The sequence below is a fragment of the Coleofasciculus sp. E2-BRE-01 genome, from assembly GCF_040221695.1.
Lineage (GTDB): Bacteria > Cyanobacteriota > Cyanobacteriia > Cyanobacteriales > Coleofasciculaceae > Coleofasciculus.
The window spans coordinates 1-26,320 of the sequence record NZ_JAVKEA010000197.1 but is presented as its reverse complement, the minus strand read 5'-3'; the positions used below and the strand labels follow the sequence as shown (position 1 = coordinate 26,320).

At 44.7% G+C, this 26,320-nt stretch carries 22 protein-coding genes; 11 read left to right on the top strand and 11 right to left on the bottom strand.

The features are described 5' to 3' along the window. On the top strand, window positions 1-193 hold a 193-nt coding region (locus RIG66_RS25085), incomplete at its 5' end, for a hypothetical protein (RefSeq protein ID WP_446381451.1). Here the strand turns inward: RIG66_RS25085 and RIG66_RS25080 are convergent. The 3 genes from RIG66_RS25080 to mgtE all read right to left on the bottom strand — a co-directional run bounded on the left by RIG66_RS25080 (window position 176) and on the right by mgtE (window position 4,201). After that, on the bottom strand, window positions 176-757 hold the full coding sequence (locus tag RIG66_RS25080) for a hypothetical protein (protein ID WP_446381449.1): 582 nt from the start codon (window positions 755-757) through the stop codon (window positions 176-178). The genes RIG66_RS25085 and RIG66_RS25080 overlap by 18 nt on opposite strands. A gap of 205 nt (window positions 758-962) precedes the next feature. Then, the gene (locus RIG66_RS25075; protein WP_446381453.1) at window positions 963-2,480 is read right to left on the bottom strand and encodes a WD40 domain-containing protein; all 1,518 of its coding nucleotides are present in this window, start codon (window positions 2,478-2,480) and stop codon (window positions 963-965) included. A gap of 320 nt (window positions 2,481-2,800) precedes the next feature. Beyond that, complete coding sequence (gene mgtE / locus RIG66_RS25070) at window positions 2,801-4,201, bottom strand: magnesium transporter (protein WP_446381447.1); 1,401 nt, start codon at window positions 4,199-4,201, stop codon at window positions 2,801-2,803. 457 nt (window positions 4,202-4,658) lie between these two features. Here mgtE and RIG66_RS25065 point away from each other — a divergent pair, with 457 nt between their 5' ends. Continuing rightward, the gene (locus tag RIG66_RS25065; RefSeq protein WP_446381445.1) at window positions 4,659-6,290 is read left to right on the top strand and encodes a histidine kinase dimerization/phosphoacceptor domain -containing protein; all 1,632 of its coding nucleotides are present in this window, start codon (window positions 4,659-4,661) and stop codon (window positions 6,288-6,290) included. A 78-nt stretch (window positions 6,291-6,368) separates the two neighbouring features. On the opposite strand, the gene RIG66_RS25060 is transcribed toward RIG66_RS25065, so the two are convergent. Continuing rightward, the gene (locus tag RIG66_RS25060; protein ID WP_446381443.1) at window positions 6,369-6,656 is read right to left on the bottom strand and encodes a hypothetical protein; all 288 of its coding nucleotides are present in this window, start codon (window positions 6,654-6,656) and stop codon (window positions 6,369-6,371) included. Between the two features lie 100 nt (window positions 6,657-6,756). Between RIG66_RS25060 and RIG66_RS25055 the strand changes: the two genes are divergently transcribed. Beyond that, window positions 6,757-7,128 (top strand): alkaline phosphatase PhoX, encoded by a 372-nt coding sequence (locus RIG66_RS25055; protein ID WP_446381441.1) that lies wholly within the window; start codon window positions 6,757-6,759, stop codon window positions 7,126-7,128. Between the two features lie 244 nt (window positions 7,129-7,372). Here the strand turns inward: RIG66_RS25055 and RIG66_RS25050 are convergent, their stop codons facing one another. The 4 genes from RIG66_RS25050 to RIG66_RS25035 all read right to left on the bottom strand — a co-directional run bounded on the left by RIG66_RS25050 (window position 7,373) and on the right by RIG66_RS25035 (window position 15,783). Continuing rightward, on the bottom strand, window positions 7,373-8,332 hold the full coding sequence (locus RIG66_RS25050) for a GAF domain-containing protein (protein ID WP_446381439.1): 960 nt from the start codon (window positions 8,330-8,332) through the stop codon (window positions 7,373-7,375). 909 nt (window positions 8,333-9,241) lie between these two features. Then, a complete protein-coding gene (gene cobN, locus RIG66_RS25045; protein ID WP_446381437.1) occupies window positions 9,242-13,267 on the bottom strand; it encodes a cobaltochelatase subunit CobN in 4,026 nt (1,341 codons plus the stop codon). A gap of 269 nt (window positions 13,268-13,536) precedes the next feature. Next, window positions 13,537-14,550, bottom strand: coding sequence for a hypothetical protein (locus tag RIG66_RS25040; RefSeq protein ID WP_446381435.1), 1,014 nt, complete (start codon window positions 14,548-14,550; stop codon window positions 13,537-13,539). A gap of 342 nt (window positions 14,551-14,892) precedes the next feature. Further along, complete coding sequence (locus RIG66_RS25035) at window positions 14,893-15,783, bottom strand: sulfotransferase domain-containing protein (protein WP_446381433.1); 891 nt, start codon at window positions 15,781-15,783, stop codon at window positions 14,893-14,895. 157 nt (window positions 15,784-15,940) lie between these two features. On the opposite strand from RIG66_RS25035, the gene RIG66_RS25030 reads away from it, so the two are divergent. From RIG66_RS25030 to RIG66_RS25010, 5 genes are all read left to right on the top strand, one after another. Next, the gene (locus tag RIG66_RS25030; RefSeq protein WP_446381431.1) at window positions 15,941-16,063 is read left to right on the top strand and encodes a hypothetical protein; all 123 of its coding nucleotides are present in this window, start codon (window positions 15,941-15,943) and stop codon (window positions 16,061-16,063) included. 286 nt (window positions 16,064-16,349) lie between these two features. Further along, a complete protein-coding gene (locus tag RIG66_RS25025) occupies window positions 16,350-18,719 on the top strand; it encodes a hybrid sensor histidine kinase/response regulator (protein ID WP_446381429.1) in 2,370 nt (789 codons plus the stop codon). A 77-nt stretch (window positions 18,720-18,796) separates the two neighbouring features. Continuing rightward, window positions 18,797-19,135, top strand: coding sequence for an antibiotic biosynthesis monooxygenase (locus RIG66_RS25020; RefSeq protein ID WP_446381427.1), 339 nt, complete (start codon window positions 18,797-18,799; stop codon window positions 19,133-19,135). Window positions 19,136-19,615: 480 nt separating this feature from the next. Then, window positions 19,616-19,858 carry a hypothetical protein gene (locus RIG66_RS25015; RefSeq protein WP_446381425.1) on the top strand — a complete coding sequence of 81 codons (243 nt, stop codon included), beginning with the start codon at window positions 19,616-19,618 and terminating at the stop codon, window positions 19,856-19,858. After that, entirely contained in the window at window positions 19,855-20,271 is a 417-nt protein-coding gene (locus RIG66_RS25010; RefSeq protein WP_446381423.1) for a PIN domain-containing protein, read from the top strand. Before RIG66_RS25015 ends, RIG66_RS25010 begins: the two co-directional genes overlap by 4 nt. Window positions 20,272-20,388: 117 nt before the next feature. On the opposite strand, the gene RIG66_RS25005 is transcribed toward RIG66_RS25010, so the two are convergent. Continuing rightward, window positions 20,389-21,738 (bottom strand): proton extrusion protein PcxA, encoded by a 1,350-nt coding sequence (locus RIG66_RS25005; protein WP_446381421.1) that lies wholly within the window; start codon window positions 21,736-21,738, stop codon window positions 20,389-20,391. A gap of 216 nt (window positions 21,739-21,954) precedes the next feature. On the opposite strand from RIG66_RS25005, the gene RIG66_RS25000 reads away from it, so the two are divergent. Further along, complete coding sequence (locus RIG66_RS25000; protein WP_446381419.1) at window positions 21,955-24,141, top strand: recombinase family protein; 2,187 nt, start codon at window positions 21,955-21,957, stop codon at window positions 24,139-24,141. Window positions 24,142-24,197: 56 nt separating this feature from the next. On the opposite strand, the gene RIG66_RS24995 is transcribed toward RIG66_RS25000, so the two are convergent. Together RIG66_RS24995 and RIG66_RS24990 are read right to left on the bottom strand one after the other, a co-directional pair. After that, a complete protein-coding gene (locus tag RIG66_RS24995; protein ID WP_446381417.1) occupies window positions 24,198-24,455 on the bottom strand; it encodes a hypothetical protein in 258 nt (85 codons plus the stop codon). Continuing rightward, entirely contained in the window at window positions 24,456-24,788 is a 333-nt protein-coding gene (locus tag RIG66_RS24990) for a hypothetical protein (RefSeq protein ID WP_446381415.1), read from the bottom strand. It lies immediately after the preceding gene. Window positions 24,789-25,089: 301 nt separating this feature from the next. On the opposite strand from RIG66_RS24990, the gene RIG66_RS24985 reads away from it, so the two are divergent. Continuing rightward, on the top strand, window positions 25,090-25,785 hold the full coding sequence (locus RIG66_RS24985; protein WP_446381414.1) for a Uma2 family endonuclease: 696 nt from the start codon (window positions 25,090-25,092) through the stop codon (window positions 25,783-25,785). Between the two features lie 254 nt (window positions 25,786-26,039). Then, window positions 26,040-26,320, top strand: a 281-nt coding sequence (locus tag RIG66_RS24980; protein WP_446381412.1) for an Rpn family recombination-promoting nuclease/putative transposase, incomplete at its 3' end; no start/stop codon positions are given.

Sequence of the window (26,320 nt, the reverse complement as noted above, 5' to 3'; positions counted from 1 at the left end):
CTACTCAGGTAGTTCTCCCCGTGCCGGAGCAAAAGGGGCAAGCCGGGAGCCTCTGCCAAACTGCTGTACTCGACATCATAGCCAAAACCAGGCGAAGCCTTCCCCCTTCATCGGATTTCCACGACCCCTGAATCCTTACATCGGTTATCCTATATTTAAACTTTGGTATGACAGCTTACGGCTGAAGTTGTGATAGTTCCTGTTGGATTTGCGCGATCGCACGTTCTAATTGTTCCACTCGCTCTGGGTTGACAGAAGCGGCGGTACGATCAGGTTGGGGAAGTTGATCGATGGTCTGTTTGAGAGCTACAATAATCCCAGCTAACGTCTCAATCTGTTCTAATTCGGGACGCTGCCTGAATTTTTGATTTAATTCATCAAGTTTTGATTGTAGGGGAGCCAGAGAACCTCGTAACGCCTTTTGCTTCTCATTAATTGCCTCAACGGTAGAGACAACAGCAGACAGTTCCTCTCTAGACATCTGATTCAAGTCAGGTTGCTTCAGTTGAGCGACATCTGCACGTAAGGTTTGGATATCTCGACTTAAATTGTCAATTTGAGTGCGATCGCTAATCTTGCGCCGAAGCTGTTGGACAACACGACGGCGGTTAATTAGATTGAGTAACAGGGAAATCACTAAAGGCGCTAATCCATAAATTATCTGTCCCGATATAACTGCTACTATTGCCCCGACAAATGAGGCAGCAATAGCAACAGATTCAGCGATGAAAAGCCAGTTTTTTTTGTCATTTGTCATTTGTCATTTGTCATTTGTCAGGGAATAGGGAGAGGGGAGCAAGAGGGAAGTAAGAGAATCCGGTTCCCCTTCTCCCCAGGGAGGGAGAAGGGGGTAGGGGATGAGGGGGAAAATGTCAAGGAGTAGATAGACACAGCTTAAAACCTTGCCAGCATTGGTTTTTTACCTGAAGTTGACACGGATGCATGGCACATCCCTACAAATCTTATAACTGTTGCCAAAGTTTAACTGTACCATCTCGATTTCCTCCAGCTAACCACCGACCATCTGGACTTAGAGCAACGGATACCACAGAACCAGCATCGTTATTGTCCAAGACAAGCAACGGTTCATCGATGCCTAGCCACCAGATCTTAATCGTACCGTCTGCATGAGCCGCGATCGCACTTTGCTCGTTATCGCTAAAAATAATCGACATGGCGGGGGCGGAGGGACATTGCCAACTCTCTACCCGTTCCGCACTATCAAGTTGCCATACCTTCAGAGTACCATCGGTACAGGCGGCGGCTAACCGACGCCCATTGGGACTTAAGGCAAGAGAGTTGATCGAACTCAGATTGTCGGTGAGACTGAATTCTAGATCAAACGGCTGAACATGCCACAGATCAACAATGCCATCTCCGCCGCCACTGGCAAGGGTTTTGCCATCTGGACTTAATGCGATCGCGGATAATCGTCCGGCGTCTTGGACTAAATCCTGGACGAATTTTCCCTGATCCAATTGCCATAGCTTAATGGTTTGATCAAAGCTACCACTGATCAGAGTTTGGTTATCTGGCATAATCACCAGCGATCGCACGGAACCGTTATGACCTGTCAACGTATGGCATAATTCTCCAGTCTCTAGTTTCCAGACCTTAATCGTCTGATCAAATCCCCCACTCGCCAGCCACTGACCATCAGGGCTTAAGCTAAGACAGAGAACTCCCTGTTGATGATCACTAAATGTGTGAATCAGATCCCCCGTCTCTAGATGCCACAGCTTCACGGTTTTGTCTAAACTACCACTGGCAAGAATTTGTCCATCTGAACTTATTGCCAATGCGCTCACCCAATCCTGATGTCCTTTCACAGTGAATCGGAAGTCCCAATTGGGTAGGATTGGTTCAGGGACAAAAGCACTCGGATACGCTCTCCTATCTTCTTCTCCAGCTCCCCCAGCTCCCCCAGCTTCCCCAGCTTCCTCAGCTCCCCCAGCTTCCCCAGCTTCCTCAGCTCCCCCAGCTTCCTCAGCTCCCCCAGCTTCCCCAGCTTCCCCAGCTCCCCCAGCTTCCCCAGCTTCCCCAGCTTCCTCAGCTTCCCCAGCTCCCCCAGCTCTCCTCACAGGGGAAACTGATTCAGAAGCGACAGGAAACAGGGATGGTTCACCTCCCGCCTCTGTATGCCAATGGGTTGGTTGTTCTGGATTGGTAGTAAAAGGGATTTGGTATTGTAGCTGATCAAGATCGGCAGTGATTTGTGCGATCGCGGCTTCTAATTGCTCGATGTGGTTAGGCAATGAGGCACTATTGAGATAATCTACAACATTCCGCAGCGATTGTTCCACGCTAACAATTCGAGCTTGAAGTTGGGCAATTTTGATCGCCCCTAATTCCGAAGCGGGATTCTCAATTTGAGCCAGATAGTCGGGGAGTTTTGCTTGTAGAGAGGCGAGTGCTTGCTTAAGTTGCTGTTGGTATAACGATTGACTCTCTTGGGATACTTGGCGATGTAATTGCGCCATGGCTCCCGTTAACCGATTTCGGCTGTGTTGCTCAAACCGGAGGCGATTGATCAGATTGAGCAACAGGGTAATCGACAATGGAACCGCCCCATAGATAATTTGACCAGACGCCGCCGCGACAGCCCAGCCAATGATTGAGACAGCAACAAAGATACACTCGGCAATTTTCAGACGGTGAGTTAGCATTCCCTGTCATGAGAATTCATCTATAGTCTTGGAATTATGAATTATGAACAAACATAAGATGTAGCTTGCTTCTTTTCGGGAGCGAGTATGACCAATGACATAAGACCAATGACTAATAACCTAATAACCAATAATTAAAGACCAAGAACCATCCTGGCAATATTAAAATAAATCAACACACCCAACACATCAACCGCCGTGGTAATAAACGGGGCTGACATCAAGGCGGGATCTAATCCCAGGGAACGGAACAGAAACGGTAACGCCGAACCCGCTACCGATGCCAGAATCGCGATCGCGACTAAACTGATACCCACAGCAACGGCAACAAAGATATCATCTCTGAGCAGATACGCCCAAACCGTTGCCACTGAGCCTAAAATTGTTCCCAGTAGCGCTCCTGCCATAGCTTCACGCCCGATTACCTGTAATGAACCCATATCTCGAATTTCGTCAGTGTTTAAACCGCGAATCACCACCGTTGACGATTGAGCGCCCACATTTCCCCCTGTACCTGTCAACAGAGGAATAAATGCCGCCAGCGCCACAACTCTTTGTAAGATGTCTGCTTGAGAGTTAATGATGGTGGCAGTCACACTGTTTGTCAGTAACAACACAAATAACCAAACCACTCGTTTGCGGGCAACAGTAATTAAGCTGGTTTGAAAGTAATTATCGCGCCCGGATTGTACCCCACCCCCCAAGGCATAGATATCTTCAGTGGTTTCTCGCTCTAAAATATCGATCACATCATCAACGGTGACAATTCCCACCAAACGATGTTCTCGATCAACCACAGGTACAGCCAGAAAGTCGTAGCGTTGGATTAACCGCGCCACTTCTTCTTGATCGGTATCCGTGTGAACACAAACGGCATCACGACTCATTACTTCACCTAGAGTTTGCTCCGGTGGAGACACAACCAAATCCCGCAATGAAACGATTCCACTCAGATGTCGTTCTGCATCGGTGACATAAACGTAATAAATCGTCTCCGTGGTACTGGCTAAACTCCGAATCCGTTCCAGGGTTTCGCCCAAGGTTAAGCTTTCTTTCAGGGAAATATACTCCGGGGTCATGATTCGCCCTGCGGTATCGGCTTCATAACCGAGGAGTTGGGCGGTGGCTTGGCGTTCCTGGGGACTCAGTTGGGCGAGCAAACGGCGGACTACTTTTGCGGGCAATTCATCAAATAATCGCACTCGATCATCGGGGGACATTTTGTCCACGATGTCAAGTACCTCTTGGCGTTTAAATTCCTCGATCAGCGATTGTTGGACGCTAGAGTCAAGGTACTCGTAAACTTCGATCGCCTCAGCTTTCGAGAGTAAGCGGAACGCGATAACCTGTAGGGCATCGGGCAATCCTTCGATCGCGTCGGCGATGTCCACAGGTTGTACAGGAACTAATACCTGTTTAGCGCCCTGAAAATTGTCTTGTTCCAACAGCATTTGCAGTTGAGTCCGAACTAACTCTCGCAACTCGCTGCGCGATCCCGTCTGGAGGGGAATGTTGTTTTCTCTTAATTCAGACATAATCAGCCTGGATAGTTCTATACTGTGCTAGAGCCGGATTGCAAGAGTTGAATGGTGAGAGTTCTCCTCGAAGTATCCGAGGGTCATTGATAAATCACTTCAGCTAGCGCTCACTGCCGATGTCCGACGGAGATGTCGATCACGGATTCTTAAGTCTTCAGTTTAACTTCAAGTGGTCTCTAGGTGTTTACTGAGGGATGAAGAATGCGCGGCAAACTGCCCTCTAAAACTTAACGCGATCGCGATGAAATGAGATTATGAATAGTAAAACAAACTCTCTGTTTCTGATGAAATAATGAAGTGATTTGATAGCTATTTATTCAGCCTACCACTTTGGGTAGAACTAATATACCGTGAGACAGAGACGAAAACACCTAACTGCTGATACCTATCCAAAACCTCCTTTAATGAACTAGGATCAAATTTTTTCTGTCATATCCTTCCCCTAAGGAGAACCATGTCCGTCGAGCAGCCATCTAACTCTCACCTACAGGTAAACTCTTCTCACCCAACCCATATTACCGCATTAGAACAGGAACTCATTGAACTGCGACGCCAAGTCTCCCGACAGACATTACTCAACCAAATTGTGCAAGCGATGCGCGGTACACTGGTGTTGGAAGATATTCTCCAAACTACGGTCGATCAGCTCCATGAAACACTTAATGTCAGTCGCTGTTTGATTTTTCGACCGGATAGTGAGTCGCAAATGACGGCACATCATGTTTCAGAAGCGACCGCCCAACGGGAGAGTATTTTGGGGGTCTACTGTGATTTTTATCGGTATCACCACCAGGAATTGAGCCAGGGTGAGCCTGTGGTTGTCCCGCAAATTACTCCCAATTTTCCCGATGTGTTAATCGAGGCGGCGCAGGAATGTGAAATTTGCGCTATTTTGATTGTGCCGTTACTTTACCAAAATTCCTATATTGGCGGAATTAGTCTACACCAGTGTGATCAGGCACGGGAATGGAACCGAGAGGATATTGAGTTTGTCCAAGCCATTGCCGATCATTGTGCGATCGCGATTCATCAAGCCCAATTGTATGCTAAGTTACAACGTGAATTGAGAGAACGTCACCAGGTAGAAGAAGCACTCCGGCAAAGTGAAACCCGCTTCCGCACGGTGCTGAAACATGCGCCTTTGGTGGTGTTTAATCAAGATCAGGAGTTACGCTACACTTGGGCTTACAATGTGGTTCCTGATGATGACGTGGATGCTATCTTAGGAAAAAGCGACAGCGAACTCCTAGCCCCCCAAGAAGCACAACCGTTAATATCCATCAAGCAGCGTGTATTGACCAGTGGCATAGGAATGCGAGAGGAAGTCTCTCTCACCATTAATGGTGAACTTCGATACTACGATTTGACCGTCGAACCCTTACGCAACTCAATCGGAGACATAGAGGGAATTACCTGCGCGGCAATGGATATTAGCGATCGCAAACACATCGAGGATCAACTTAAGATTTCCTTACAGCAAAAGGAAGTAATGTTCCAAGAAATTCACCATCGGGTCAAAAATAACCTACAACTTGTCTCTAGCCTGCTTGATCTCCAATCACAGCAAATTGATGACCCTGATATTTTTGCCCTCTTCCAAGCCAGCCAGAACCGAATTAAATCAATGGCTCTTATCCATGAGGAACTCTATCAATTTGATCACTTGCAGCGGATTGACTTTCTCAATTATATTGAAAATCTCACCTATCATTTGATTCAAACCTATGCTATTCATCCCGAATCTATTCGTCTACACCTTAATATCGACCAAGATTTAAACCTTGATCTATCAACCGCAATTTATTGCGGGTTAATTCTCAATGAACTCATCTCTAATGCTTTAAAACATGCCTTTAAAGCAAACAATTACAAAGGTCATATATGGATTGAAATTTATTCCAAGAAAAAAGAGAACCCAAAAAATAAATTGATCGTGGGCAATAATAAGCCAACACCAATTGAATTGATCGAATTTAATTCACCCAAAAGCTTGGGGTTGCAATTAGTCCGCGCTTTAGTGGCACAGCTTAATGGTAAATTAGAAATAAAGAAAGCTAATAATACAGTCTTTGAAATTGAATTTTAATCAGAAAATAGTTAGGATTGCACCATAAAAAAATATTCACAAATACTTAGACATCTTATACTCCTACCCTCCTTTTAGCTATCCTCCTTGATTGCAAATCTCAAAAGCGTACTCTTGGGTTTCTTGCAGCTCTTGCAATACTGATGTGTCAACCGTCTGAATATCTGACTGACTTGATCTAGCTAATTTATCCTCAACTTGCTCAAATTGCTGCTGGGCTTCAGCCACAGCTAATTCTGCCTCACTACAAGTCTGCGTGGCTAATGCATCGAATTGATTATTACATCCAGAGCCGAAAAAAACTAGCAATAATAATCCCGCACTGAACTGAATTTTTTTTGCCGGAATCAGGGGATAAAATTTCATACCCAGAGAATTAAATGCACTAGAGCTACATTACTAACTACTCAGATTTATCCAGCTTTCAGGACTATTACTCTGTTTTGGGTATTTCGATTATTAAAAAATGTTAAATAAATTGACTTTGAGTTATTTTGTCTGTACAAGTGGCGGTGAAATTGGGCAAGGTCAAATTTTTGCTTACAATCCTGCTGATCACACGCTGACATTAGTGGTTGAGTCAGAACGCGAAAGCGAACTGGATAATCCAGATAATATTACAGTGGCACCCTTTGGTGATCTATTCTTATGTGAAGATGGGAATGGGGAGCAATTTATTGTTGGTGTAAATGCAGGGGGCAAAATTTATAAGTTTGCTCGTAACGCAATTAATACCAGTGAATTTGCTGGCGTTTGCTTTTCTCCAGATGGAAGTAAGCTGTTCCTAAATATCCAAAATCCAGGTATTACCTTTTGTATCCAAGGGGTGTGGAGTTAATGGAGATTCGTCATTCGTCATTTGTCATTGGTCATACTCGCTTCGCCAGAAGCAAGCTACGTCATTTGCGATAATTGAACGGTTAGGTCGGGGCGGGTTTAGTTACATTAGGGTGAAAACGAAATGTTAGCAGTAAAACCCGCCCCTACAAAAGATGTTTTATCGGAACGCCTCTTTTCCCTCTGCTGCCCCTGCTGCCCCTGCTGCCCCTGCTGCCCCTGCTTCCCCTGCTTCCCCGCTCCCTCTAGAGGCGTTGAAGATTCTTCTGTAACTGTCGTTCTTGTCGCTGAAGTTGCTCAACCAATTCAATTTCTCGCAAACTACCGGGTTGAATATCCGTCGTTTCTCGGAGTTTTTGGGCAAGTTGGTAACAAAATTGACATCGTTCTAAAATCTGGAGAATCGAAGGGGCAAACTTGGCAAATAGGACTTCATCATCTTGGGTAAAACCACGAGGATCAATCTTCTTGACTAGATCATCTTCCGGTTGGTAGTTGGACTTTAATTTATTGATTAACTGCACCACTGCGACAAGATCTTGTTTCTCGTTTAGTAGGGGCCAAGCCAAAATGGTATAGGTGCGGTATCCGGTACGGCGATCCGTCTCCTGCGCCATCTCGGAGCGCGGATCATCATAGACATCAAAGGGAATGTTAATTGCTTTTAAGGAAAAGGCGGCGAGACTAGCAATTCCTTTGTTAGCCGGAATATCGATCAACAGGCTACCACCGTCTCCATCCTCGGCAATCAGTGAACCCAATTCTTGTCGTTCTCGATCCAATAAAAAAATACTGGTGCGATCCGCACGAAGCAAATTCCCGACTTTGCGGGTGAGGCGACCCAATAGTTGGCAGAGTGTTCTCACCAGTGTTTGTAATGCTTGGTCAACAGCACTCACCCCATGGCTGTAGGAGTAAGCCAAGAACTCACCCACTTCAATGGGTGAGTCAAAAACTAGATTCTGCTGGCTATCTACACCAGCCACATCCTGCCAATCCAATTCTAAGACCTGGCAAAGTTCGACAAAATTTAGTCCTTTAACGGGTTGTCCCTTGAGAAAGTGATTTAGGGTGTCTAACGATAGTCCCAGGGCTTCCGCCAGTTCGCGATCGCGCCCCTGACTCTTATTGCGCCAAGCTTGTTTGACTTTGGAAATAGACTGGGGATGCACACTAAATGACCGAATCATTGTTCTTCGTGGCATTCCTCTCCCGTTCAATCCAAGATTATCATCGGAAAATAATGCCACGCCTCCATGTAGGTTTACAAATAGGTGACATAACCAAGTAAGCGACTGTGTTTATCGGTTACTTCGATTTAACCAGAGAAGCTGACTGGTACCCATCTGAACGGTTGGTCTGATCCTAGATTAAAACGCTGTCCGTTCCTTTTACTACGATTTGTGTAAAATCTTTACGCTTCCAACCAGGGAGCATGTCAAGGAAAGCCCATGACTTGCCCAACTCTTGAAGAGCAACGCTGAAGTTAATGGCTACATATACAAATTTTTTGCTATAATTCTGTAGTATTGGATACAAAAAAGCAATACAAAAAAAGACGCTGCTGTTTATTCAGTCCATTCAGCAACGCCCCAGCATTGAGTTTTCTAATCCTATCTATACAAATGGTAGCTAACTGAGCAGAAACTGTTTGCAGTCACTGTTCCACCCGTTTAACTGTCACACCCGATTGGGCAGAAAAAATAACGTATGAGCCTGTTTCTGTAATTTATTAAACAAAAAACGCTGCTGTTATTCAGTCCATCCAGCAACGCTTCCGTAATTGAGTTTTCTAATCCTGGATATATCCTAACGAACTGAGTAGAGACTGTAGGTTGCTGGTGTTCTACCTGTTCAACTGTCACACCTGTTAGGCGGAAGAAATGACTGATGAGCCAGTTTCTGTAACTGATGAAACAAAAAACGCTGCTGGTATTCAGTCCATTCAGCAACGCTTCAGTAATTGAGTTTTCTAATCCTGGATACATCCTAACCAAATCAAGCTGGACTGTTTTTAACCTACATTCCACCCCTTGAACTGTCACATCAGTTAATTTTGGATAACGGAAAATAGGTTATAAAGTTAGCTTATTGTCCCCTCATCCGTCAAAAGTTTAGTCGCTCAAGTTAGGATCACTCCCCGCTTCAATTACCCCTTCTGCTTGCAGAGCGATCGCTCTCAATTTCTCCAGTATCTCAGGTTTAGCCGATTGCCACAGCGATCGCTGATGCGCCTCCAATAACCGCTCTGCCATATCCCGCATCACCCAGGGATTCTTTTGCTGGATAAACTCTTGCACCTTTTCATCCAACAGATAAGCCTCCGTCACCCCTTGATACATATAATCTGCCACACAATTCGCCGTCGCATCATAAGCAAACAAATAATCCACCGTCGCCGCCATTTCAAACGCCCCTTTATATCCGTGGCGCATTACCCCTGCAATCCATTTGGGATTCACTACACGAGAACGGTAAACGCGGGCAATTTCCTCCTGTAGCCGTCGCACTCTGGGATTTTCGGGAATCGAATTATCACCAAAATAGGTTTGCGGATTCTTACCCGTCAGCGCCCGCACCGATGCAGTTAACCCGCCTTGAAACTGATAATAATCATCAGAATCCAGTAAATCATGTTCCCGATTATCCTGATTATGTAACACGACTTGCAATTGTTTCAGGCGTTGGGCAAAGGCTTCCGGCGCAGCAACCCCCTCTTGATTTGGGGAAGATGTACCACAGTAGGCATAACTACTCCAATTCATATACGCCCGCGCCAAATCCTGTTCATCCTGCCAATTTTGCGCCTCAATCAATCCCTGTAACCCCGCGCCATAGGCTCCCGGTTTTGAGCCGAACACCCGATAGTGCGATCGCGCCTCGGCTTCCTCTTCACTCAATCCCGCTTCACACCAGAACGCTGTCTCCTGTTTCGCTTGAGTTGCCAAGGGATTGTCCTCCGGGGATTCATTCAAAGCGGCAACAGCGACCACGGCATTGTAAAATAAATCAATTAAATTAGGGAACGCATCGCGAAAAAAGCCCGATATCCGCAGCGTCACATCCACACGCGGACGCCCTAACACCGACAGGGGCAGAATTTCAAAATCCACAACCCGACGTGACGGGCGATCCCAAATCGGTTGCACACCCAACAACGCCAGCGCTTGCGCCAGATCATCGCCCCCAGTTCTCATGGCTGACGTTCCCCATACGGATAATGCCAGTGTTTTGGGATACTCCCCATTATCCTGGGTATAGCGTTCAATCACCGCTTCCGCCGCCTTGCGTCCCACATCCCACGCCGTTTCGGTGGGAATCGCCCGGATATCAACGGAGTAAAAATTGCGCCCTGTGGGTAATACCTCCGGGCGTCCCCTTGTTGGCGCACCCGCCGCCCCACTCTCGACATAGCGCCCGTCTAATCCCTGCAATAAATGAGTGATTTCTTGGCAGGTTTGGGTTAAGGCGGGTAAAAGGCGATCGCGAATCCAGTCTAATTCCTGTTGTGTTTGTTGTCCGATCCGGGAGTTAAGTTTTGAGGGTGTAGGGGCGGGTTTAGGAATTTTTGTGTCGCTATTGGTTGTAACGTTTGTACAAAACCCGCCCTGACTAAGTGTTGATCCTACGTCATCCTTTAGGGCATGGTTTTGACCCTTCCCTTCTGCCTTTGATATCAGGGATTCCACTAATTGAGACGCCTGGGCTTCTAATTGCGCGATCGCTTGTCTCTTACTGTCACCTTCTGGCATCAGGGGATCAAACTCCCATCCCCAGTCTTGCGCGATCGCACGAGTTAACCCCAAGCGCCCCCTTCCCGGATGACGGGCAATTGCCACAGTTAAGTCTCGCAATAGTCGTCCCTGGGGACACTGTCCTAATATATGTAACCCATCTCGAATTTGAGCTTCTTTTAATTCACACAGGTAGCTATCGATTTGAGTTAACAGATTCGCTTTTCCTGCTTCCCCTAGAAGGGTGGGTTTAGTCAAGCTATTCGACATCGACACAACGTTATTGGTAAAACCCTCTGTTTCTCCACGTTCCACCCTATCCTCAATTCCCAAATCCTGGTACAGGTTTTCTTTGATAATCAATTGAGTAATGCGATCGCGGATAGTTGGTAAGCGAGAGGGATCTAAGCTTTGCGCTTCGTAATATTCATCCACTAACCCTTCAAGCTGTTGCAAAGAACCATAGAGTTCAGCACGAGTCATCGGTGGCGTCAGGTGGTCAATAATCACAGCCTGCGATCGCCGTTTCGCTTGCGAGCCTTCCCCTGGATCATTGACAATAAACGGATAGAAATGGGGCATTGTCCCTAAGGCGACTTCTGGATAACAGGTTTCAGAGAGTGCCAAACTTTTCCCTGGTAACCATTCCAAATTTCCATGTTTTCCCACATGTACCATCGCCTGCGCCCCAAATTTCTGTCGCAGCCAATAATAAAAGGCTAAATAAGCGGGTGTTGGTTCTAAATCCGGCGCGTGATAATTTAAAGCTGGGTCACTATCATAACCCCGCGACGGTTGAATTCCGACAAACACATTACCCAGTTGGATTCCTGGAATGGGAATTGCTGAGTGTTGATTGTTGATTGTTGATTGTGTAGGGGCAGATTTAGGAACTTCCTTGTCGCTATTAATAGTAACATTTGTACAAAACCAGCCCTGACTGAGTATTGACTCTTCGCTTTCTTTATCCCAACGGTTACAGATTCTTTGTTGTACCGTTAACGGTAACGTATCAAAATAATCTTGATAATCTTGCCCAGATAATCCCTGTTGTAGAGGACGTAATTCCCATCCTTCGGGATCATTTGTTACCCCCGTGGTTAAGCGTTGAATCAGTTCATCCCCCGTTTCTGGACAATCCTCTACCTGATACCCCGCCGCTTGCAACGCCTTGAGAATTTCCACACAGCTTGCAGGCGTATCCAGCCCCACACCATTCGCGAGGCGTCCATCTCGGTTAGGATAATTAGCTAAGATCAGGGCAATACGCCGTTCTGCTGGCGGAGTTTGGCGCAATTTTACCCAATTCGCGGCTAACTGAGTCACAAAATTAATGCGATCGCGCACCGATTCATACACCACAACATCCGTTTCCAGCAGCGGATTCCACGTTTGTACCGCCTTGAATGAAACCGCACGAGTAATAATGCGTCCATCCACTTCTGGCAAGGCAACATTCATTGCCGTATCTCTTGGAGTTAATCCCTGAAACTGTTCCTGCCATTGTTCCTTTGTACCGCCACTAAAAATGACTTGCAGTACAGGTACATCCAGACGTTGCCATAACTCCAACCCAGGTTTTTCATGATCTGTTAATTTAGCAACCGAGAAACTTGTTGTATTCAGCAACACCTCAATTTCCGCACCATCTTTGGGTTGGAAATAGGATAATACTTCCGCTTGTACCTCCGGATCACGTAACGACGAGACAAATACTGGCACAGGATGCAACTGTCGTGCAACTAACGCTTGACAAAGTGCATCAATGGGTGATGTATTTCCCGCCAAATAATGAGCGCGATAAAACAGAATCCCAACGTTAGAGTTTGTAGTAAGCGCTTCATTCGTTCCGTCTCCCCATCCATAAATCCCCACACGCGGTACAGGTTTAGGAGGTAGAGGCTCATAAGTTCTTCCCAAGCACAAATCGGCAACAAATTTCAGGGCGTTGGTACAATTCTCCACACCCCCTTCAATAAAATAACGCCATAGCTGATGAACGGCGGTTAGGGGAATGGTAGAATGACTGATTAAATTGGGATCGGGACGATCATCCCCTGGTAATAGGATTAAGTTTGCTCCTGTTTGTTCTACAGTTGTTTGCACAACTTCCAATCCATAAGACCAGTAGGCAGATCCACCTAAAAGCCGAATAATAATAACGTCTGCCTGATTTAACACCTGTTCAGTGTAGGTGTCAATCGTTAATTCCTGCTGCAATTGTAGAAGATTAACGGCTCGAATCGCCGGGAAATCTGGAGGTAAATGAGCCATTGACGCCGCCAAGGTTTGAATATCGGTGTCGGCGGCTGTGAGCACAATGATCGGCGCAGGTGTCTGTTCAATAAAAATGACTCCTTCAGCTTGTGGGTTCCATCCTCCCGGTGTTGCAGCAATCCGATGCATAGTCTTTTTAGAGATACTGTGGTATTTTATGCGTACTTTAGAGGATTATCAAGCTTTGTTTCAAGGAACCACTAATAACTATTTCATTAGTGGGGTGCATGTCACTTTTTAAACTTTTAACATAACATTATGTACCCACCTGACATGCTCCCCATTAGTTAAGCCTCAACGAAGCTACCTAACTCATCCAAAAGCTGATGTAAACGTATAGGATATCACCTTTCTAGGGCTAAGCTAATTGCTGTCTTGGGTGATCCACCTTCTAGTGCTTAGTCATAATCTTGTGGGAAAATTTGTACAGCTTGACGGTCAGACTTATTATGACCACGGTGTGGAAGTAGTTTCTTCACCCAGGATTTAACCATTGACTTGGGGGTTCTTACTTGTGGTTTTGAACCAGGTCTGATAACAGGCTTGATATCAAATTGATAGTAATAAACCTTTGGCATGCGAGAAATGTCTTTATACCAAAGATTTCCGTAGAATTGAGTTCTTTGTGTTTGTAAGTGATCATAGTTTGCTTTGATAGCATGCAACGTATCCCAAGATGGAGCAAATATTACGATACTATTATTTCGACATTGCTTTTTAACCGTATTACACCACTCCCATGGCACCCAACACGTATCGATATTTTCGTTATGATGCCAAAACTCTCCAATAAATTGCTTGTGCGGCTTAAATGTAAGGTAATGAGTATGGATATCTAAATCTTCAGAATTATCAGAGGGGTTTACATTGAGCATGTATGTTAGCGCTTTTTTCCGAATATCTGGATGGGGACTGATTTCGTACCCATAAAGGTATTTTTGAAGACCTGTATCCATAGCCGTGGGTCTTGTAATATCAAATTTATCCTCAAGTGCCTTCTTAAATATATCAGAGGCGAAAAAATTCTTGAGTTCCAGCAAGATCTTGTCTTGGGGATTTTTAAGACGAAGTGCCATGCCCATACCTTCGCATGGTTTTGTAGGATTTTTGTAGACAGATTTGTCTTCGAGCCAATTCAAGTAGTGGTTAACTGAGTTTGCACAACCTGGGAAACGTATAATTTCATAATCTTTGTCGAAGAGAGTATCAATTAAACTTTTTGAATCATTTGCTTTTGGGATTGCTACTTGACTTGAAGTGATTATTGAATTGAAATGCTCTTCTGAAAGGAAATCGAATATTTCTATATGCTTAAATGGCTCTTGGCAGAACTCTGCTGAAGTAATTTTATCAAGGATATATGTAAACTTGTTTAAGTCGTAGTGTACGCTGGTTGCTGATAAGCTATTCATAGCACAAATCTCCATTTACCCTAACACATCATAACTTACGCAACCTAACTATAACACAACCCGCCGTATAGATCCTGTGCGTAAGTCCTAACATTATTTTACATCATAAACGTCATTGTAAGTTTTATTGCACCAACCCTACGTAAAGTAAGTATAGCGCGTCTATTTGAGTTGTACGACTCAGATAAAACCGAAAATTTGTCATGCTTTAGTTTAAACTCCAGCATCATAGTCAATAATAAAAGGGAGCATCCCGTTTTGGACAAAGCATTACCTCAAGTAACGCACTTGCAATGGTTTCAGCCCCATTCAAAGAGCCAACGTGCCAAATTGGGATGCTCCCTAATAATAATAAAATGAATAGAAGCTTGACAAATATTCTTTTACTTGCTCGTTAACATATAGAATACTTTCTTCATTTAGGTTTTCTCTAAAACCACCTACTTTGCCTTTTCTTGTTTTATAAGTATTATTGTCAGATGGATTAGTGGGTTTTAACTTAGATGATTTAAACAAATTATTTTCTTCCATTTTTCTCATATTTTCAAAGGAAGCATAGTTAACTGCTTCCTCAACTATTTCATCGCTTATAGTTTTTAATCCCATAAAGTTTAATGTAGATCTTAGTGAACTTATAGTATTGTAATAAATATCCTCATAACGAAGTAGCATAAAGTCTATAGGAACATGACGATTATTTGCCCAAATATTATAGTATGCAATTAATGTCTTAAGACTACCTATTGGCTCTGATATAAATTTAGAAAGTTCTCCCTCATAAGATGCAAATGCCAATTTAGACTTATCCTTTGGTAAAAAATTAAAACGGTACTTTTTGTGAAAAAAGCTTGATACCACTACGTCTCGCGGATCTCGAATCAAAAATAAAACCTTTTTATATTGATAGTCTGACTTAAAAATGCATAATTCTTCAGGTGACTTAAAGAAAGCATCATCATCATGTATGAACCTAATCTTAGGTACACTAGAGTTTAACTTTGACAGCTCACCTGGCTCTAGTACTTTTCGATCCCCCTCATAAATTGAAAAATCAAAATGCTGGATAATTGATCGACTTAGCATTAATCTTAGCCATGTTCTTCCGCATTTTGGAAATGAAATTATGAAAGTATCAGCATTTTTCCGCTTCCACAATTTAATAAGCTTATCTAAGTGAGAGTTTATTAGCATCCGTTTCACTTTGTTTTTACTTATAGCGATGTAATTATCCATGCCACTCTCTGGAAATGAGATTTTATGATACGCTATGAAAGTTTAACCTAGATCGGCATAGCATAAAACTTTGTCATGCATATTAGCATGATCGCGCCACTATTGCAACAAAAAAAATAGAGAGATTGAAACGCCCACTACATCAAGATTTCAGCCATTGTACGTACTTCTACTCTTGCGATCGCAGGACTTGCCCAGTGTATCTGTGGGTCTAGAGCAACAGGTACAACAATTTACGGTGCTGATGCATAGTCTTTTTAAAGATATGTTGCTATTTTAAGCGTATTCATTTGGGTTGGTAGTTTATTGTATGACATTATCTAGCTTTATCTTTCTATTTGGCTCCAGCCGATAAGCGATCGCAAAGAGATGTAAACATGATACCTGCCGACCAAAGCTTATACTCTTTACAAAATGATACCATGATGGATAGAGCATAAAAGGCTAGAAATTTTAATAAAGATGTTATAAATAAATCGCTATATCTTGGATAGCATCGAATAGAGACTCCGCTTACACCGAATCCGAGGTGAAGCATTGTCATTTGCTTAAACTAGACCAAACTCATGGCGATATTGGGAAATCCAAGATTTAGCCGAACCTTGCCATTGGCAATGTTCGAGCGGCTGCAAGAATTATTGCAGCAGATGCAGGGAAAAATTGGTAGGGATGCTGTACTCTTGCGATCGCACGACTTGTCCAGTGTATCTGTGAGTCTAGAGCAACAGGTACAACGATTTACACTGCTGGTATCTCCAGGGTTCCGCGCCTTGCTAATCGCGACTCCGATTGAATCACAAGGAGAAGCGGAGGCAAATTCCCATTCCAGCTTATATCAGGTTGGGTTAACCTTTGAATCAGACGCGATCGCCGGTTTTCTCGACGGGCTCACTCAACGGTTCACCCGCCAACCCCAGATTCTGCATGTCTTCAAGCTTGTCCAAACCTATCCAGAACCGAATCAAGGGGACATCCAGAGTGAATTTACCCTGTTGTTGATGGACATACTCACCGCTAATCCCATCAGCAACGAATCTATCCATCCTTACTGTGAGGTTGGTCAACCCATTGAAGCAGCGCTACGCCAACAGGTTGAACAGGAACGGCTGGTTCACCAGGTTACCACTCACATCCGTCAAAGTCTAGAATTACCCGTTATCCTCTCTACGGCTGTCGATGAGGTGCGCCATTTTTTGAACGTTGATCGATTATTAATCTATCAATTTGACGGCGATTTAGTTAACCTTAGGAATGAAGGCGATAAAATTGGGGTTGACAATTCCACGGAAATTGCCGATCAATTCGAGAACGGCAAGTTTCTAACTTCACCGCTTCCCTCACAACAGGATGAGGGTTGTGTCACCTATGAAGCCCGCCGTTCTAATCAAATTCGTTCAGTTCTCAATTGGCGAGAGGAAAAAGACTGCGCTCTCTATGTTTCCAACTGTCGCAGTAAATATCACCAAGGATTTACTGGGGCGATTGATGATATTGAAGTCGCCTACAGCGATTCTCCCTGTTTACTCCAACTGCTGCGACAAACCCAAGTCAAAGCTAAGTTAGTCGCACCGATTATTGTTCAAAATCGCCTCTGGGGATTACTAATTGCCCACCAATGTTTTGCACCCCGACACTGGCAAGAAAGTGAAAAACTGTTTCTCAAGCAAATTGCCGAACACCTGGCAGTTGCCATTTACCAGGCTCAATTGTATGCCCAACTGCACCAACAAAAAAGTAGCCTAGAACAGCGAGTGATTGAGCGCACCCAGGAACTTCGGGATGCACTGCAAGCCACACAAGCCGCGAACCATGCCAAAAGTGAATTTCTGGCAGCGATGAGTCATGAGTTGCGGACACCCCTGACTTGTGTGATTGGACTATCGGCAACATTATTGCGTTGGTCATTAGGGGAGGGAGGTAGCAAAACTGTATCCATTGAGAAACAACGGCATTATTTACAAACCATCCAAGAGAATGGGGAACACTTACTGGCACTAATTAACGATATTCTTGATTTTTCCCAATTAGAGGCGGGAAAAGCCGTTTTAAATATCAACGAATTTTCCCTGCGATATCTTGCCCAGCAAACCTTACGATCCTTAAAAGAAAAAGCCAGCATTGGTCAAGTCGAATTAATCCTCGATTGGCAAGTCCCTACCCCCAAGGATCGCTTTCAGGCTGATCCACGCCGACTCCGGCAAATTCTGTTTAACTTATTGGGAAATGCGATAAAATTTACCCCGGCTGGTGGTCAGGTCACCTTAAGGGGGTGGCGAGAACAGAATCGAGCAGTGTTTCAAATCGAAGACACGGGGATTGGCATTCCCCAAGAACAAATTCCCCTAATGTTTCAAAAGTTTCAGCAGTTAGAGAAAACCTATCAGCGTACCTACGAAGGTACAGGTTTAGGGCTAGCCCTGACTCAACAATTGGTCGAACTCCATGGCGGTACAATTGAAGTTGAATCCACTGTGGGAAAAGGGTCTATCTTTACCGTTTGCGTGCCGATCCAATCCGTTGTTCCAGGAGGAACCAAATCACCCGCCTCATCGGAAAAGGGATCTTCGATGCCAGGGAGTATCGTTTTAATCGAAAATAATGAAGCGAGTGCGACAGCCATCTGTGAAATTCTCACGGCGGCGGGTTATCATCTAGTGTGGCTGATCGAAAGTTCAACGGCTGTGAGGCAAATTGAACTGCTGCAACCCCATGCCGTGATTGTGGATTGGCAGTTATCGGCAATGGACGGATATGAGATCAGCTATTATCTCCACCATAAGACGACAACAGCACATATTAAAGTATTGGCTTTGCTCACATCCTCACTCTCAGCCGATGAACAGCACGATCTCAACGCCCTCGTTGACGATTACTTACCTAAACCCGTAGAACCTGCCCAACTTCTGCACAAGGTTGCCACATTGATGGCAATATGAAGTTGTCTTATGTCCTTGGTCTTATGTCCTTGGTCATTTATACTGGGTTGTTGATTTAATTCATAAGGAGTGTAATAATGAGCGAATTTCTAGATTTCCTCAAACATAAGTATGCCTATGTCGCGATCGGGGAATTTAAGCCCGGTAAATTTGAAGAAGCCCAACAGCTTTATGAAGAAGCCGTCTCGACCTACACTCACGGATTTCAAGGGGCATATATGCTGCGAGAACCGGGAACGGATAAAGGGATTGCCGTTATCTTTTGGGATCATATCGAAGACATGGATGAAAATCAAAATGAGGCTTATCAACAGATTTTGGAGAAGATGTCTCATTTGTTTATCAAGCCACCCATGACTACATTTTATGAAGTGTCTAATCAAATACCCCCTTCTGTGAAAACAGCAGAAGAATAATCATGCTGGAACGAATCATTCTTAACGGCTTCAAATCCATTAAAACAATGGATCTGGAGTTGCGCCCCTTAAATGTCTTGATTGGAGCCAACGGGGGTCTTCCGTAGTTAGTGTTCTAAATTGTTAGTTTTATTTGCCAGAATATTGGACAGCAATAGCTTTAACCATTTTTACCCGAATTTCAATTCGTTTTGAGGCGGTTAAAAGCTACAGTCCTTGTGTGGTAAACTTCCCGATTCATTGAAGCTGATAGTTTAGCCCACTAAGTCCGGAAGACCCATAACTTTGAGCCTGAAGATGTCATTGTAGTAAATCGACAGGGTAAAGAGTCGCACTTTAAACGGCTCGATTCCCCAGCATTATAGGACACATCATTTATGTAGAGACGTTGCATTATAGTCTCTACAATGGTGCCGAAAGTCCTAATCGATGTGTCTACTGCTATAATTAAAAAAGTCCAGTTATTTAAAGACAGATTCAATGACATTGCAAAAATTGCAAAACCAAGCCTTACAATTACCTATCAGCGATCGCTGGCGTTTAGTTCAGTCTCTGTTGGCTTCAATTCAAAAAGAAATGCTATCACTCATGTCTCCTAGCTTAAGTGCAACACCAATGACGGATCTTGATCCTTGGACTCAAGGTTTACTGGGTGTTGTTCAGCTAAGTCCAGAGGATGCCAAAGAGTCCTATATTGATTATCTGGAGACAAAATACCAGTGAAACGGGTATTATTTGATAGTGATGTCTTACTTGATGTTCTCGCTCGACGCCAACCTTTTGTTGTGGCTTCCGCACAAGCCTTAAATTCAGTCACTCAGGAGCAGGTTGAGGGATATGTTTCTGGTCATGCCATAACCAACATTTTCTATATCTTGCGTCGTCAGATAGGAAATGACACGGCACGGAAACTACTATCAACTTTATTAGAACGGATTCAAGTAGCTAGTATAACAGATGAGGTAATTAGAGCCGCGTTGCAAAGCCCTATGAAAGATTTTGAAGATGCGGTAACAAGTGAAGCTGCACTTGCCGCCGGTTTGGACATTATCCTGACACGCAATATAGCTGATTTTGTGGCATCGCCAGTTCCCGTAATGTTACCTGAAGAATTTGTGGTAACCCTATCAGAATAAACGTGATGTATTTTGGAGAGGGTGATCGCCTCATTTTATTTGAGCTAGTACAAGAAGGCAGAACTCTACAGAGGACAAATGACGTAGCTTGCTTCTCGCGAAGCGAGTATGACAAAATCACTCATTCATATTTCGGTAAGTTGCCACCGCTGATGGTGAAATCCGGTTCAGATAGCGGAAAATCCAATATTTAATCACCGAATCCAGAATCACTGGAAATGTGGCAATAAACAAAAAGATAAAATCATGATTTTCGGGAATCCCGAAATGTCGGGAAATTGCCGCCAGAATCACTTCCCAACCGTGGGGAGAGTGGAATCCGACAAACATATCGGTAAACAAAATAATGATAAAGGCTTTGGCGCTATCACTGAGTCCGTATACAATATCATCAATAAAGGATTTTAAGACTACAAAATCTGCTTTGCTAGTAACAATCACTCCCGCAAAAAAAGCGAGAGAAATCAAGTCGGAAAAAATATTCTTAATCGCATCAGAACTGCGATACTGATAATCTTCAGCTAGCTCAGTGGCTTTTGTTCTCAGCCGTTCTTCCATTTCTGCCGAGGATAACTTTGGTGCCATTCCCAATAGGCTTTTAAAGTGCAGTTCCTCTTCAAACCGCTGGAGTTCTGTGAACGCTTCTTCCTTCATGTCAATATTTAAAAAAATACCCGGTTCATTTTCTGAGCGAAACGAGTCAACAATGGGTCCTACGACGAAGGTTTTAGCCACCTGATGGGCTAAAATGGGAACAATAATCAGCGTGAGAATAAACTTGATCGAAATTAAGGTTTTGTCGCGAGACGTGCGAAACTTCTTGACAACTTCCTCTTCAGCTTTAGGATCAAGTTCTCGCTGTAGTCGGTTGACGGTTCGCAGAATTGACCGAGGCACAACCCCGGTTTTATCCGATACCGTTTCTAATGCATCATTTTGGGGATTCACGCTAGCCTGCTTCAACTGGGCTAAGGTTTTGGCATTGGCTGTCGTTCTGGGATTACCGTTAGCTTGAGCCACTTGATTGGCAGATAGGGGGATCAAAGAAACGGAGGATGGCTCAGGTTCTGAATATCGTTTTAATATTTCATCAATAAAGTTGAGTTTTTCGATGATAATCGCTTGCTTTTCGGTTAATTCGATGGGATCATAGCGGGCTAAATTATCTCTGGAACCGAGCAAATCATTTGTTGTTTTTGGCTCAGAAATCCGGAAAACTGACCGACTGGTTCTAAATTCCCGTAAGCGAACTCGAATTGTATTTAAGTATTTCTTTAAGTCAGCCTCAAAATAGGAAATAACACTATCACTATGTTGACCGGAGCGAGCCGAAATTTTCTGCCCATTGAAATGCTCATCTTCAATGGATTTAATCGTTAACGCAGCTTTGTAAGCTTGATCTAAGGCTCTTTCGGGGGTATCCGCGAACCATTGGTTAGCCAGACGTAAAATAGAGGGTAGCTTCATCGAAACGGCTAATATCTCAATAAAAAATAGTCCGGAGCATTCCTGGCTCTCAATCGCCAGAATTAATATAGTTTACTTTACGTGGTATGTTAACAGATATTAAATCTAAGTAGGTTGGTGGCAATAAATCCACCTAGATTAAGTTCTGTAAATAAACCTCAAACCCTTACATAAACGTAGCTTGCTTCTCAAGGGAGCGAGTATGACGAATGACAAATGACGAATTCGATTTGGATTAGTGGTGGTACTCGCACGGGCAAAACAACTCGGCTGGTGACTCTGTTTCGCCAATGGGTAGAAGCGGGATGGGGTCGATCGCGTCCGTTATCTTCTCCCATTGTCCACAAAAAGCGGCGCGATCGCTATCAGACGCCAGCCCTGTTAATTTTGGCAGCCAATGCGGATAATCGTCGGGAGTTGACAGATCGCCTGACGACGACGTTACAGGGGCGTTATCCAGTGCGCTGTCAGACGCCCTTGGGCTTCTTTCAGGACGAAGTGATTCTATTTTGGCCCCTTTTAATCCAACGGTTAAATCTGAGGGCGCAATTTCCCCTGCGCCTGCGCCCCGAAACCGAACAGGATTTAGCCATGCAGTTATGGCGTCCCCAACTCGAATCTGGATTAATTCCGATACCGGGAACTAATGAGTCAGTTCGGGTGCGGCGTCTGTTAGATTTGTTACAGTTAGCCGCCCTGAGTGGGACGCCGATTGAAGAAATTCCCAGGATGCTAGAACAGGGAGTGGTGGAACTGGAAGCCACCCCGGATCAATGGGAATTAATCGGTAAACTGCTGTTGGATTGGCGGGAGTGGTGTCTGGATAAGGGACTATTAACCTACAGTCTGGTGGGTGAACTCTATTGGCGAGAAATGTTACCCGATGCTACCTATCAACAGTATTTAACCCAGCGTTATCGGGCGATACTGGCAGATGATGTGGATGAGTATCCCGCGATCGCACAGGATTTGTTTGATTTACTCTTAGATCAGGGTATCGTGGGGGCGTTTACCTATAATCCCCAGGGTCAAGTGCGCTTAGGCTTAAACGCTGATCCGGATTATTTGTCGGGATTAGCCTCTCGGTGTCAAGTGGAATCCTTACCCTCACAACCGAATGATTCCTTAGCCGATGCGTTATCCCCAATGGCGGTAGACCTGCTCAACGACCCCATGATATTGTCAGACTTGCCGGAGTTTTTGCGATCGCTACAAACCACATCTCGCGCCCAGTTATTGCGCCGCACCGCTGAGGTAATTGTAGACGCCGTGAAGTTGGGACAAGTGGAACCGGGAGATATTGCCATCATTGCACCCGGATTAGACGCGATCGCCCGGTATACTTTGACCGATATTCTCACCAAACAGGGGATTCCCATCCAACCGTTGAACGAACAGCGCCCCCTGATTAGTTCCCCCTTAATTCGAGCCTTATTAACCCTGCTAACCCTTGTGTATCCAGGGTTAGGGCGGTTAGTAGATCGGGAGGCGATCGCCGAAATGCTGGTGGTTCTTAGTCGTACACCCGAACCCGTGGCGACGGCTGAAGCAGACTCTCCCATCCCTAGCCCTAATATTGACCCGGTGCGGGCGGGTTTACTCGCCGATTACTGCTACTCTCCTGATCCCGACTCCCCCCACTTATTACCCGTTGAAACCTTTGCCCGTTGGGATCGCTTAGGACATCGAGCGACAACGGCTTACACCCAGATTCAGCAATGGTTAGAGGTGCAACGAGAACAGCAGCAACAGCGCCTAATTCCGTCCTGTGTGGTGATTCTCGATCGCGCCATCCAGAAATTCCTATGGAATGGTTCTAATCTACCTTACGACCAAATTGCCGCTTTGCGGGAACTCATGGAAACCGCCCAACATTATTGGGAAGTGGATGGACGATTGCGGAAACTCCCCGCTAATACGACTGATGAGGAGATAGCTAGGGGGGGGACACCACCGCAGGCGACAATTTCCCAATTTATCCAGTTATTACGTCGGGGAACCGTCACCGCCAATTCTTTTCCCCTTCGTCGTCTCCCCGCTACGGCTAATTCAGCCGTTACCCTAGCCACCATTTTCCAATATCGAGCCGCCCGTGGCTACCACCGTTGGCATTTTTGGTTAGATGCGGGATCTCATCTTTGGAGTCAGGGAGGTGCAGCGACGTTATTTGCAGCCCCCTTATTTCTCAAGGATTGGTTTGGACAGCCCTGGACAGAAGCCGATAAAATCCAAGCCGATGAAGAACGGTTGCAGCGAATTTTACAGGATTTGTTAGGGCGAGTTCGCGATCGAGTGTATTTGTGCCATAGTGATTTAGCTGTCAATGGGACAGAACAAACGGGTCCGTTGTTAAACTTAGTTCATTCCTCAATAGAGTTAACGGCTGAGTCAGTTGTGAGTTAGGGATCTGCGTAAAAATAGAGTACCAGTGAGGAAAGCTGAATTATGGGTTTTGGTAACTAAGGTAACTGACCATAATTGTACTGTACAGCTACTACGTCAATGTGTTTCTCAGATACAGCGCGATACATGACATACCAATACTTGAACTTAATAAAATACAAATCTGCGTATTTCTCTGATGTACAGTGCATTCCCTGACCCACAAATACTAAACTTCGCAGAAACTCACGCAAGGGTTTACGGAATTGTTGGGGAACACCGCCCTTTTTATTTCTGATGTCATCAAGGGCGGCTTTCTGAAAGGTGACTCGCATTTAATCCCCAAACACCTCTGCTTCTTCTTCATCTGTGGCAAATTCGCCGCGACGAGAAGCGGAAATTGCTTCGTCTAACCGTTCTAGAGAACCATGTTGCTGTTCATAGCTTTTGAGAAAGGTCGCTGTAACGGTTTTCCTGATCTCCAACCCGTTTTTGATCAGGGTTTCATAATGGTTGGGATTAACCAGATAAGCTACAGTTTCGCCATTGCGGGTGACGAGGATATCAGCATCTTTTGCCATCTCAGCAATTTTGGCAGTATTTTTGAGTTCGGTGACTTGGGCGTGACGCATGGGAAAATCTGGGTCTTTGATCACGGTGTTACTCATATCAACCGACTGAACGAGGATATAATTACGTCCTGATTATACCCTAATTAGGGTTCGCCTGATTGAGGAGTGTGATCACCTGTTTGTTTATGGTAGACTTTTCATCCTGGGAAAATGTGCCTGCCTATAGACTCCATACATAAGGTTGCACACTAGGACACAAAAAGAGCGATCGCACCGTTCGTAGTGAGCGCTAGCTTTGCTTGTGCACGTCCTGGCTGGACATCTCTAGGTTATCGGTGAAATCTGTGTGATGAAGAATAAAATACAATGAAATTAGTTGTTGCTCCCTGACCCACTCATGCTAGAGTACAAGCCATCCGATTGCTTACCCTGTGCAGAAGAGCTACCTGATTCTGACGATACGCCAGTGGACAATGAACTGCAAGATTTGATTCCCTCATTACTTAAAGCTGTCCTAGCGCTGTTGTGGGAGAAGCGCTGGGATTGGTTTTTTGGAGTGGATATGGCGATATATTATCACGCCAAAGAACCGGCGATTGTACCCGATGGGTTTTTGAGTCTGGGAGTACAACGATTTATTGATGAGGACTTGCGCCTGTCTTATGTGGTGTGGGAAGAACAAGTTGTACCTATGTTGGTGCTGGAGGTAGTATCCCATAAGCGTCGCGGCGAATATAGCAGTAAGAAAAAAATTTATCGGGACATGGGGGTACTCTATTATGTGGTGTACAATCCCCTGCGACGTCGTAAAGCGCCGTTGGAAGTGTATAAATTAGTGGATAGGGAGTATCAGTTACAGTTTGGTAATCCGGTGTGGTTACCAGAAATCGGATTAGGAATAGGAAGAGAAAGGGGAACCTATCAGGGAATAAATCGAGAGTGGTTGTACTGGTATAATGAGCAAGGACGAAGAATCTTGACGCCAGAAGAGCAGATTGCTCATGAGCGACAAATTGCTCAACAAGAGCGACAACGGGCAAAATTGTTAGAGGAGAGATTGCGATCGCTAGGCGTTGATCCAGATTCTTTGTGATAACACAGATGACACCGATTGAATCACACTCTGCCGCCGATTCACGGTTAAATGACACAGATTGACACAGAAGTAGCGATCGCACTTCCTGTCTTGGTACATCTAATAGGTTAGAGGAGAGAGGAGAGACTGCGATCGCCTGTTGATTCATGTAATTACCTATCCGCTGTAACCCACCAAGTTATCTGACGGATGTAGTAAGCCCATGCGATCGCCTGTTTTTTAGGTAAACTGTTAATCGGGGGAAGATAACTATGATTTTCATTAATCCCAAAACTGATTTTGCCTTTAAAAAGATATTTGGTTCTGAACAAAACCCAGAAATCCTAATTAGTTTCCTGAATTCCCTCCTCTACGGTGGACATCCCCGCATCACCGAGTTAGAAATTATTAATCCTTATCTCGCCCCGAAGATTCAGGGAATTAAAGATACGTTCCTGGATGTAAAAGCCAAACTCACTGATGAGACAACGGTGATTATTGAGATGCAAGTCCTGAATTTATCAGGGTTTGAGAAGCGGATATTGTATAACGC

What these genes read in the sequence shown, in the direction of transcription:
- mgtE (WP_446381447.1), bottom strand. Translation starts at nt 4,201, where the DNA reads ATGTCTGAATTAAGAGAAAACAACATTCCCCTCCAGACGGGATCGCGC.
- RIG66_RS25060 (WP_446381443.1), bottom strand. Translation starts at nt 6,656, where the DNA reads ATGAAATTTTATCCCCTGATTCCGGCAAAAAAAATTCAGTTCAGTGCG.
- RIG66_RS25020 (WP_446381427.1), top strand. Translation starts at nt 18,797, where the DNA reads ATGAGCGAATTTCTAGATTTCCTCAAACATAAGTATGCCTATGTCGCG.
- RIG66_RS25005 (WP_446381421.1), bottom strand. Translation starts at nt 21,738, where the DNA reads ATGAAGCTACCCTCTATTTTACGTCTGGCTAACCAATGGTTCGCGGAT.
- RIG66_RS25055 (WP_446381441.1), top strand. Translation starts at nt 6,757, where the DNA reads ATGTTAAATAAATTGACTTTGAGTTATTTTGTCTGTACAAGTGGCGGT.
- RIG66_RS25040 (WP_446381435.1), bottom strand. Translation starts at nt 14,550, where the DNA reads ATGAATAGCTTATCAGCAACCAGCGTACACTACGACTTAAACAAGTTT.
- RIG66_RS24990 (WP_446381415.1), bottom strand. Translation starts at nt 24,788, where the DNA reads ATGAGTAACACCGTGATCAAAGACCCAGATTTTCCCATGCGTCACGCC.
- RIG66_RS25000 (WP_446381419.1), top strand. Translation starts at nt 21,955, where the DNA reads ATGACGAATTCGATTTGGATTAGTGGTGGTACTCGCACGGGCAAAACA.
- RIG66_RS24985 (WP_446381414.1), top strand. Translation starts at nt 25,090, where the DNA reads ATGCTAGAGTACAAGCCATCCGATTGCTTACCCTGTGCAGAAGAGCTA.
- RIG66_RS25035 (WP_446381433.1), bottom strand. Translation starts at nt 15,783, where the DNA reads ATGGATAATTACATCGCTATAAGTAAAAACAAAGTGAAACGGATGCTA.
- RIG66_RS24995 (WP_446381417.1), bottom strand. Translation starts at nt 24,455, where the DNA reads ATGCGAGTCACCTTTCAGAAAGCCGCCCTTGATGACATCAGAAATAAA.
- cobN (WP_446381437.1), bottom strand. Translation starts at nt 13,267, where the DNA reads ATGCATCGGATTGCTGCAACACCGGGAGGATGGAACCCACAAGCTGAA.
- RIG66_RS25050 (WP_446381439.1), bottom strand. Translation starts at nt 8,332, where the DNA reads ATGCCACGAAGAACAATGATTCGGTCATTTAGTGTGCATCCCCAGTCT.
- RIG66_RS25025 (WP_446381429.1), top strand. Translation starts at nt 16,350, where the DNA reads ATGGCGATATTGGGAAATCCAAGATTTAGCCGAACCTTGCCATTGGCA.
- RIG66_RS25065 (WP_446381445.1), top strand. Translation starts at nt 4,659, where the DNA reads ATGTCCGTCGAGCAGCCATCTAACTCTCACCTACAGGTAAACTCTTCT.
- RIG66_RS25075 (WP_446381453.1), bottom strand. Translation starts at nt 2,480, where the DNA reads ATGGCGCAATTACATCGCCAAGTATCCCAAGAGAGTCAATCGTTATAC.
- RIG66_RS25080 (WP_446381449.1), bottom strand. Translation starts at nt 757, where the DNA reads ATGACAAATGACAAAAAAAACTGGCTTTTCATCGCTGAATCTGTTGCT.
- RIG66_RS25015 (WP_446381425.1), top strand. Translation starts at nt 19,616, where the DNA reads ATGACATTGCAAAAATTGCAAAACCAAGCCTTACAATTACCTATCAGC.